Genomic DNA, 9,367 nt, shown 5'->3' with positions numbered 1-9,367 from the left:
GCACGGGGGAGGCCGGCGGGGGACGGGCCGCGGCGGCGGCGCGGGAGATCGCCGCCGCCCTGGTCGTCCTGGCCGTCTACCTGACGTTCACCCATGTCTTCACCGGCCCGCGGGAGCTCAGCGACGCGAACGGGCGGGCCCTGCTCGACTTCGAGCGGTGGGCGCGCCTGGACGCCGAGCGCCCGCTCAACGACGTGCTCGTCCGGCACGAGTGGCTGGGCGCCATCGCCGCCTGGGAGTACGCGACGACGTACGCCATCGGCACCTTCGGGTTCCTCGCGTACCTGTGGTGGCGCAGGGACCCGGTCTACCCGTGGGCGCGCAACACGCTGATCTGGCTGACGCTTATCGCGATCTGCTGTTTCGCGCTCTGGCCGACGACGCCGCCGAGGCTTCTGTCGGACGCGGGCTACACCGACATCATCGCCGTCCACCATCCGCCTGCGACCTGGGGGACCGGGGTGGTGTCCGCGGGCGCCAACCCGTACGCGGCGATCCCGAGCCTGCACATCGGATGGGTCGCGTGGATCGGCGTCGTGGCCGTGCGTGCCCGGACGGGCGCGTTCTTCACCTGGCTGTGCGCGCTGCACCTCGCCGTGACGGCCCTGGTCATCGTGGCCACCGCCGCGCACTACGTCGTGGACATCCCCGCGGGGCTGCTGCTCATCCCGGCCGCGGCCGCCGCCGAACGGCTCCGGGTGGGCCTGGCGCGGCGCCGCCGTCCCCTGGACGGCGTCCCCGGCGAGCGGCCGCCTCCGCCGCGGCGGGAGCAGCGGGTGGCCGCCGCCGACGCGTTCTTCCTGCACGTGGAGAGCGAGAACGTCCCGCAGGTCGTCGGCGGGGTCGCCGAGTTCGCCGGGCCGGGGCCTTCCGCCGAGCGGATGCGCGATCTCTTGGCCGGGCGCCTGCCGCACCTGCCGCGCCTCACGCAGCGGATCGTTCCCGCCGGCCGGTTCCGGCGGGCCCGCTGGGTCGAGGCCGCCGAGATCGACCTCGGCTGGCACGTCCGGCCGGTCGACCTCCCCGCGCCGGGCGGGCGGCGCGCGCTCGACGACCTCGTCGCCCGCCTGGTGGCCGAGCCGCTCGACCACGACCGGCCGCTGTGGCGGTTCTGGCTCGTCCGGGGCGGGGAGCGCGGGCCGGACGCCGTCGTGATCCTCCTCCACCACGCCATCGCGGACGGGATCGGCGTCGTCGACATCCTGCGCGGCGTCCTCGAACCCCGGCTCCCGGAAGCGGAGCCGGTCAAGGGCCCCGGCGGGATCGCGCGGGCCGCCGCCGTCGTCCCCGGCCTGGTCCTGCTCGGCCTGGACGGCATCGCGCCGACCGTGTCCGTCACGGGCACGCTCGGGACCGAGCGCGCCTTCGAGACGGTGACCCTACCGCTCGACGAGGTCCGGGACACCGCCCGCGCCGCCGGCGCCCGCGTCACCGACGTCCTGCTCGCGCTGGTCGGCGAGGTCGTCGCCGACGTGCTGGCCCAGCGGGGCGAACGCGCGGGCGGGCGGGCCCTGCGCGCCGCCGTCCCGATGACGCTGCGCGCCCCCGCCCCGCCCGACCGGGGCCGGACCGCCGTGCCCGGCAACCTGACGGCCGCGCTGCGGCTGGACGTCCCCGTCGACCCGATGCCCGTCCACGAGCGGCTCGCGGCCGTGCACCGGTCGGCGGAGCGGCGCCGCGGGTCCGGCCGGGCGGTGGCCAGCACCGCCGTGCTCGCCCTGATCGGCGCGCTGCCGCCGCGGCTGCACGCCCGCGCCGCGCGCGGCACCTACCGGGCCCGGTTCTTCGGCGGGATCGTCTCCAACATGCCGGGGCCCGCGGTGCCGATGTCGATGGCGGGGGTCCCGCTCGGCGACGTCCACCCGATCCTGCCGCTCGCGGACGGCGTCCCGTTCGCCGTCGGCGCGCTGAGCTGGAATGGAGCGTTGCACGTCGCGGTGACCGCCGAGCCGAGGCTGCTGCCCGAGGCGGCCGTGTTCACCGGCGGGATCGTCCGGGCGTTCGGGGAGCTGTCGGCCGCCGTCGCCGGACGCGAGCACGGCGCGGACGGCGGCGCGCGGGCCGGAACGCCGTGACGGCCCGGTCCGCCGAAGCGATGTGGTCCGGCGAGATGGCGTGGTCGGTCGGGTTCAGCCTGCTCGCCGCGTTCCTGTTCGCCGGGGCCGCCGCGCTGCAGTACCGCGCGGCCAGGCGCGCCGTGCACGGCGGCTCGGACGCCACCGCCGCGCAGGGCCTGATCCGCCGGCTGGTCCGCGACCCGGTGTGGCTGACCGGCTGGGGCGTGAACCTGGCCGGGTTCGCGGCGCAGGCCACCGCGCTGCACTTCGGCTCGACCGCGATCGTCCAGCCGCTGCTGGTCACCCAGCTCGTCTTCACCATCATGCTCGGCACGGTCGGCACCGGGCGCCGCCCCGCCCGCATGGACCTGCTCGGCGGCGTCGCCGTGTCGGCGGGCCTCGCCGTCCTGTTCACCGTGCCGGGCGCGATCCCGCCCGAGGGCGAGCCGTCCCGGCCGAGGCTGTTCCTCGCCGGGCTGATCGCGGCCCCGCTCATCATCGTGCTGTCCCGGGCGGCGTGGCTGCGCAGGGGCCCGGTGCGGGCCGCGCTGCTCGGCGTCTGCGCCGGGCTCTGCTTCGCCGCCACGGCCGTGCTGATCAAGCTCACCACCGCCGACCTCGTCAACCGCGGCGTCGCCGCGACCGCCGTGGACTGGCCCGGCTACGCCCTCGCCGGCAGCACGCTGCTCGGGCTCGTCATCGAGCAGCGGGCGTTCGCCGCCGGTTCGCTGCCGGCCGCGATGACGGCGATGACGATGACGAACCCCATCGCGTCGTACCTGGTGGCCGTGCTCGCCTTCCACACCCTGCCGCCGCGGACGGCGGCGGCGTTCGTTGCCGTATCGTTCACTGCCATGCTCCTGACCGCGGGTGTCGCCCTGCTGTCCCGCTCCGCGGCCGCCGCCCGGAGAGAGGCCACCGGTGTGAGGGAGCCGCGTTGATCACCAGGCGGGCGCTGCTCGGCGCCGGCGGCCTCGGGGCCGTCGCGGCGATGGGCGGCGCCGGGTACGCCCTCGTCCAGCGCGAGATGCTGCCCGGCCGGGTCCGCCTCGACCGCGCGCTCGGCCGGTGCGGGGCCGCGCCGGAGCCGCCCCCCGGGCCCGTCAAGATCGAGTTCATGCCATGGCGGTCCGCGCGCCGCCGGACCGCCGTCACCGCCGCCATCGTGCCGCCCGTGGACGGCCGCTCGCTGCGGGGACTGCCGGTCGTGGTGGCTCTGCACGGCACCGGTCACACGGCGACGTCCCTTGTGGCGAGCCTCAACCTGCACCACTACCTGCCCGACGCCGTCGCGAACGGCGGCGTCCCGCCGTTCGCGCTCGTCGCCGTCGACGGCGGCAAGGACTCCTACTGGCATCCCCGCGCGGACGGCGACGACCCGATCGGGATGATCACGGACGAGCTGCTGCCCCGCCTCCGCGACCGCGGCGCCCGGATCGACCGCGTCGGCGCCATCGGCTGGTCGATGGGCGGCTACGGCGCGCTGGTCCTCGCCCGCCGGCTCGGCGCCGCGCGGACGGCGGCGGTCGTCGCGTCGTCCCCGGCGCTGTTCTCCTCCTACGAGGACGCGCGGTCCGCCAACCGGCGCTCGTTCGACGGCCGCGCCGACTTCGCCCGCAACGACGTCTTCGCCTCGCTGGACGCGCTGAAGGGCGTCCCGCTCCGGGTCGACTGCGGGAACAGCGACCCGTTCGCGCGCATGACGCGCCGGTTCCGCGACCGGGCCCGCCCGGAGGGCTCGATGAGCGGCGGATGCCACGACGTGGCCTACTGGCAGCGCCTCCTGCGCCCCCAGCTCGCCTTCCTCGGGCACCGTCTCGCGGGCCGCCGATAAGTCCGAAATGTCGGTGGGACCAGGGATGATGTCAACATGACCGAATCACCGGCCCGTACCGAGATCGGCGACCAGGCCGCCTACGCCGCCGCCGTGCAGGCCGCCGTCGCGGCCTCCGCCGCCTACTACGGCGAGGGCGACTCGCCGCTCGACGACGACGCCTTCGACCGGCTGGTGCGGGGCATCGCCGCCTACGAGGCCGGGCACCCCGGGCACGTGCTGCCCGGCTCCCCGACGGGCAAGGTCGCCGGGGGAGCGGTCGCCGGGGACGTCCCGCACACGGTCCCGATGCTGAGCCTCGACAACGTGTTCTCGGCGGAGGGCCTGGAGTCGTGGGCCGAGGGCCTCGTCCGCAGGCTCGGCCGCGAGGTCGCGACGTGGAGCGTGGAGCCCAAGCTGGACGGCCTCGCGATCTCGGCCCGCTACCGCGAGGGCCGCCTGATCCAGCTGGTCACCCGCGGCGACGGGACCGCCGGCGAGGACGTCTCCGCCCGCGGCATCGCGATCATCACCGGCCTGCCGGAGCGGCTCGCCGAGCCCGTCACGGTGGAGCTGCGCGGCGAGGTCCTGATGACCCGCGCCCAGTTCGAGGCCGCCAACGCCGCCCGCACCGCCGCCGGGCACCCGCCGTTCGCCAACCCGCGCTCGGCCGCCGCCGGGTCGCTGCGCACCAAGCACCACGCCTACCAGGTCGAGTCGACCTTCTTCGGGTACGGGATACTGCCGCTGCCCGCCGACGCCGGATTCGGCGCCGGCACCGCCCCCGGCCTGGCCGATCGGCTCCGCGAGCTGCCGCACAGCGAGCTGATGGCGCTGCTGGCCGGGCTGGGCGTGAGGACGACCGCGGGCACCCCGGTCGCCGGGACGACCCGCGCCACGATGGAGCTGGTCCGCGAGCGCGTCGAGGAGATCGCGGCGCTGCGCGCCGGCCTCGACTTCGGCATCGACGGCATCGTGATCAAGGCGGACGCCGCCGCCGACCAGGCCGACGCCGGGCTGTCCTCCCGCGCGCCCCGCTGGGCCGTCGCCTACAAGCTGCCCGCCGTCGAGAAGATCACCCGGCTGCTGGACGTCGAGTGGAACGTCGGCCGCACCGGGGTCATCGCGCCGCGCGCCGTCCTGGAACCCGTGGAGGTGGACGGCTCGACCGTCACCTACGCGACCCTCCACAACGCCGCCGACATCGAGCGCCGCGGCCTGCGGATCGGCGACCACGTCACCGTCTACAAGGCCGGGGACGTGATCCCCCGCGTGGAGGCCCCGGTCGTGCATCTGCGCACCGGGGACGAGCGGCCGATCGAGGCGCCGTCCGCGTGCCCACGCTGCGGCGACGGGATCGACGCGTCGCAGCAGCGGTGGCGGTGCGTCCGGGGACGGGCCTGCCACGCGATCGCGTCCGTCCGCTACGCCGCCGGACGCGACCAGCTCGACATCGAGGGCCTCGGCGAGAACCGCATCGACCAGCTCGTCGGCGCCGGGCTGATCACCGACTTCGCCGACCTGTTCGTCCTCACCCACGACCAGGTCATCGCCCTGGAGCGGATGGGCGAGACGAACACCACCGCGCTCATCGCCGCGATCGAGGGCGCGAAGGCCAAGCCGCTGAACAAGGTGTTCTGCGCGCTCGGCGTGCGCGGCACCGGCCGGTCCATGTCCCGCCGCATCGCCCGCCACTTCGCGACGATGGACGCGATCCGCGCCGCCGACGCGGAGGCGTTCCAGCGGGTCGAGGGCGTCGGGCCGGAGCGGGCCGCGATCCTGGTCGAGGAGATCGCCGCGCTGGCCCCGCTGATCGACAAGCTCGTCGCCGCCGGCGTCACCATGACCGAGCCGGGCGCCACCGGCCCCACCGCCGAGACGGCCGGGGACGAGGCGTCCTGGCTGCCGCTGGCCGGGATGTCGGTCGTCGCCACCGGCGCGATGTCCGGGCCGCTCGACGGGCTGTCCCGCACCCAGGTGAACGAGCTGATCGAGCGCGCCGGCGGGAAGGCGTCCTCGTCGGTGTCCGCCCGCACGTCCCTCCTCGTCGCCGGGGCGAAGGCGGGCTCGAAGAAGACCAAGGCCGAGCAGCTCGGCGTCGAGATCGTCACCCCGGAGGAGTTCGCCGCCCGCGTCGCCGCCTTCCTGTGACCGGGCCCCTAGGCGAGAACGCGCACGCTGCCGTTGCCCGGGTCGTTGCCGGGGTCACGGCCCGCGGGCGGACGCCGCCGCGACGTCAGGCGCCGTCCGAGCCGCTGCGCCGGGAGCTCGACGTAGCGGTGCGACGCCGCCGCGGCGCCGAGGACGGCCGTGACCAGCACCACGCCCCACATCAGCCGGATCGGGCCGGGGAGATCGCCCGGATCGCGTCCGGCGGCATGCCAGATCGCCTGGATGACCAGCGGATGGAGCAGGTACAGCGAGTAGCTGACGAGGCCCGACCACACCAGGGCGCGGGGCATCGGACGGTCGCGCAGCGCGAGACCGGCGAGGAACGTCAGCCATGCCGCCCCGACGGCGACGGACCAGTCGGGCCCCAGCGGGGCCGGGTTGGCGTTCAGGGCGAGGGCGGTCGGGGTCCGCAGGCCCGCCACCAGCGAGAAGGCGGGGACGACCGCGACCATCGCGACGGCGGGCCAGGCGCGCAGCCGCCCGTCCTGGACGCCCCGCACGGCCGTCCCGGCGAACATCGTGGCGATGATGCACAGGCTCTCGATGGCCCCGATGCGGCTGTCGAGGACGAGCAGGCCGAGCGCCAGCGCCGCCACGACCGCGACCCCCGTCCGGCGCACCGCGCGGCGGCGGCTGACCATCGCCGCGAGCCCGGCGGCCAGGAACACCGCGGCGGCGAGGATCGTCCCGCCCGGCCACCGGGACGCCAGCAGGCCCGACGGCAGCGCGACGCCGAGGATCGCCGCGCCCACGCCGAACCCCAGCGCGACCCGGGCGCTGGAGCGGTGCACCCCCGCGACGAACATGGCCGTCACCAGCAGGTAGAAGACCATCTCGTAGGAGAGCGTCCAGTAGACGTTGACGGCGTTCGGCACGCCCAGGAGGTCCTGCAGCATCGTCATGTGCGCCAGCGCGGACGCCCACGGACGCTCGCCGAGCGCGGCCGGCAGCCCGTACGACATCCCGGCCGCGCCGAGCAGCAGCGCGAGCGCCAGCGACACGCACCAGGCGGGGTAGAGCCGGAAGAACCGCCCGGCCCAAAAACGCCGGACGCTCCCGCGCCGCTCCAGCGAGAACGGCACGACATACCCGCTGACCAGGAAGAACACGAACACGCCGTACCGGCCGAAGTCGAACCACGGGCTCGCCGTGGCGCGGACCTCCGGCAGGAGCACGTCGAGGGAGTGTTCGAACACCACCACCAGCGCCGCGAGCCCGCGCAGAGCGTCCAGCCAGTCCATCCGGCGCGCCTTCGCCGGGCGGGAGCCGATCTGCGTTTGGGGCGGAGTCAGGGTGTTCGACGGCATTCGGGCCACCCTAGGGGCGGCGCGGACGCGTTCTCTAACCGGCGAATGACATTTTTCTTAACACGGTGCTCCGGCGGCTGACTCAGGGTGATGAGCGCTGAGCCCCCGCAGGACCGGCCGGAGCAGGGCCGCGGCGATCCGGAAGCGGCATGCCGTACCCGCCCCCGGGTGTGACCAACTCCACAGCTCGCTCCCGGGTCAGCGCAGCCCGACGGCCCCGTACATGATCGGCTCGTGGCCCGGGCGGAACGTCCCGGCGAGCGGCCCGGAGGTGAGCGGCACGAGCCCGGGGGAGACCGGCCGGAACGGGCCGAGCAGCCGCGCCACCTCGACGGCGCCGCGCGGGAACAGCGGGATGTCGCTCGCCTCCAGGTAGAGCCGCGCGGCCTCGGTGATCGCGATCGGCGCGAAGTCGGCGGTGACGTGCGAGACGACCAGGGCGCTGCCGGGCGCGGCCGGGCCCGCGAGCGCGGCGAGGAGGTCGGCCGCGCCGGGCAGGAAGTGCAGGACGGACGAGAACACCAGCGCGACCGGCTCGGCCGGGTCGATGAGGCGGCGCACCTCCGGGCTGTCCAGGATCGCGTCCGGGTCGCGGATGTCGGCCCGCAGTGCCGCGACGTTACCGCCGTCCATCATCAGCGCGCGGGCGTGCGCGATGACGAGTGGGTCGTTGTCGACGTAGACGATGCGGGTGCCGGGGATGTGCCGCGCGGCCAGCTCGTGCAGGTTCCCGGCCGTGGGCAGCCCGCAGCCGAGGTCGAGGAACTGCCGGACGCCGCGTCCCGCGACCAGCCGGACGGCGCGGGCGAGGAACTCGCGGGCGGCGCGGGCCGCGTCCGCCGCCTGCGGGAGGACCTCCAGGAGCCGGAGCGCGAGCTCGCGGTCGGCGGCGTAGTTGTCCTTGCCGCCGAGGAGGTAGTCCTGGACGCGTGCGGGGCCCGGCCTGTGCAGGGCGAGCCGCGTCTCCGGCGCCCGGGTGCCGACCGTCGTCATTCGCTTCACCTGTCGCTTTCACGAAGAGGAGCGCGGGGGCGTGGCTCACCTTCGACGGTAGGCGGCAAAGGTCGCCGGAAGGTCGAGACGGCCGGCGGACGGCCCGAAAGACGCCCGCCGCATGGCCGCATCGGGCCAGCGGCGTTTGGACGCGTCCGCCGGGTCCGGGCGAGGCCGGTGACGATGATCAGCAATGCGGCGCGCCAGCGGACGGTCGCCGAGCGCGCATCCGCAACGCCGCTCCGCCGGTCACATGGCCGCTTCCGGCCATGACACGGACTTAACCACGCCGCCGAATGCCTGTCGGACCCCGCTCAGGCGCCGGGCTCCCGCCACATGAGCCAGATCGGCGGCGCGCCCCTGCCCGGCAGGGCCAGTTCCCGCGTCACCGTGAAGCCGAACCGCTCGTAGTACGGCACGTTGATCTCTTTCGAGCTCTCCAGGTAGGCGGGCACGCCGTCGGCGTCGCAGCGGTCCAGCCGGGACCGCAGCAGCGCGGACCCCAGGCCGTCCCCCTGCGCGGGCGGGTCGGTGCCGAGCACCGCCAGGTACCAGTGCGGCTCCCGTGGGTGGTGCTTCTCGATGACACCGAGCGTGCGCAGCGATGTGGGCATCCGCGCGCCGAGCACCCGCAGCAGCGGCAGGGCCTGGGCCATCTGCATGCCGAGGGGGACGCGCCAATGGCCGGGCGGGTCCCACAGCGCGGCCGCCTGCGTGCGGGCGCCGCGTCCCGCGAGTTCGGTGCCGCCGTGCGGAAGGTGCACCCGGCGCAGCATGATCTCGAACAGCCCGGCCAGCCGCCGCACGCGGGACGCCCTGTCGGGCAGCAGCCACGACCAGACCGGGTCGTCGTCGAAGGCGCGCCCGAGGACCGCCGCGATCTCCGCGGTGTCGGGCGCCGCGGCCTCGCGGACGGCGGGCGGCGACGGCTCGGGCTTGTCGGTCATGGGCGCGGCCTCCTGGGGGACGCGCCGATCTTCACCGGGCGCGGACGCTCACGTCAACCCGGCCACCCGCACCCGCGC

General features: G+C 75.6%; 7 protein-coding genes. 4 read left to right on the top strand and 3 right to left on the bottom strand.

What is annotated here, in order from left to right:
* From ETD83_RS35565 to ligA, 4 genes are all read left to right on the top strand, one after another.
* The coding region (locus tag ETD83_RS35565; protein ID WP_138649596.1) for a bifunctional phosphatase PAP2/O-acyltransferase family protein at window positions 1-2,075 on the top strand (2,075 nt) is incomplete at its 5' end.
* A complete protein-coding gene (locus tag ETD83_RS35560; RefSeq protein WP_138649595.1) occupies window positions 2,072-2,998 on the top strand; it encodes a DMT family transporter in 927 nt (308 codons plus the stop codon). The genes ETD83_RS35565 and ETD83_RS35560, both read left to right, overlap by 4 nt.
* Window positions 2,995-3,891, top strand: a complete 897-nt coding sequence (locus tag ETD83_RS35555) for an alpha/beta hydrolase (protein WP_205718054.1) — start codon at window positions 2,995-2,997, stop codon at window positions 3,889-3,891. Before ETD83_RS35560 ends, ETD83_RS35555 begins: the two co-directional genes overlap by 4 nt.
* Before the next feature lie 36 nt (window positions 3,892-3,927).
* Window positions 3,928-6,021: an NAD-dependent DNA ligase LigA gene (ligA, locus tag ETD83_RS35550; RefSeq protein WP_138649594.1), complete on the top strand. Its 2,094-nt coding sequence runs from the start codon at window positions 3,928-3,930 to the stop codon at window positions 6,019-6,021.
* An 8-nt stretch (window positions 6,022-6,029) separates the two neighbouring features.
* On the opposite strand, the gene ETD83_RS35545 is transcribed toward ligA, so the two are convergent.
* The 3 genes from ETD83_RS35545 to ETD83_RS35535 form a co-directional block, all read right to left on the bottom strand.
* Window positions 6,030-7,349, bottom strand: a complete 1,320-nt coding sequence (locus tag ETD83_RS35545) for an acyltransferase family protein (RefSeq protein WP_138649593.1) — start codon at window positions 7,347-7,349, stop codon at window positions 6,030-6,032.
* A gap of 198 nt (window positions 7,350-7,547) precedes the next feature.
* Window positions 7,548-8,342, bottom strand: coding sequence for an SAM-dependent methyltransferase (locus tag ETD83_RS35540; RefSeq protein WP_138649592.1), 795 nt, complete (start codon window positions 8,340-8,342; stop codon window positions 7,548-7,550).
* A gap of 314 nt (window positions 8,343-8,656) precedes the next feature.
* Window positions 8,657-9,289, bottom strand: a complete 633-nt coding sequence (locus ETD83_RS35535) for a GNAT family N-acetyltransferase (RefSeq protein WP_138649591.1) — start codon at window positions 9,287-9,289, stop codon at window positions 8,657-8,659.
* Between the last annotated feature and the right edge of the window lie 78 nt (window positions 9,290-9,367).

Source organism: Actinomadura soli, from assembly GCF_005889715.1.
In the GTDB taxonomy this organism is placed as follows: domain Bacteria; phylum Actinomycetota; class Actinomycetes; order Streptosporangiales; family Streptosporangiaceae; genus Spirillospora; species Spirillospora soli.
This window is presented reverse-complemented; position numbering and strand designations above follow the sequence as displayed.

Excerpts from the sequence above, each read along its gene's own strand:
- ETD83_RS35545 (WP_138649593.1), bottom strand. The coding sequence starts at position 7,349 with ATGCCGTCGAACACCCTGACTCCGCCCCAAACGCAGATCGGCTCCCGC.
- ligA (WP_138649594.1), top strand. The coding sequence starts at position 3,928 with ATGACCGAATCACCGGCCCGTACCGAGATCGGCGACCAGGCCGCCTAC.
- ETD83_RS35535 (WP_138649591.1), bottom strand. The coding sequence starts at position 9,289 with ATGACCGACAAGCCCGAGCCGTCGCCGCCCGCCGTCCGCGAGGCCGCG.
- ETD83_RS35540 (WP_138649592.1), bottom strand. The coding sequence starts at position 8,342 with ATGACGACGGTCGGCACCCGGGCGCCGGAGACGCGGCTCGCCCTGCAC.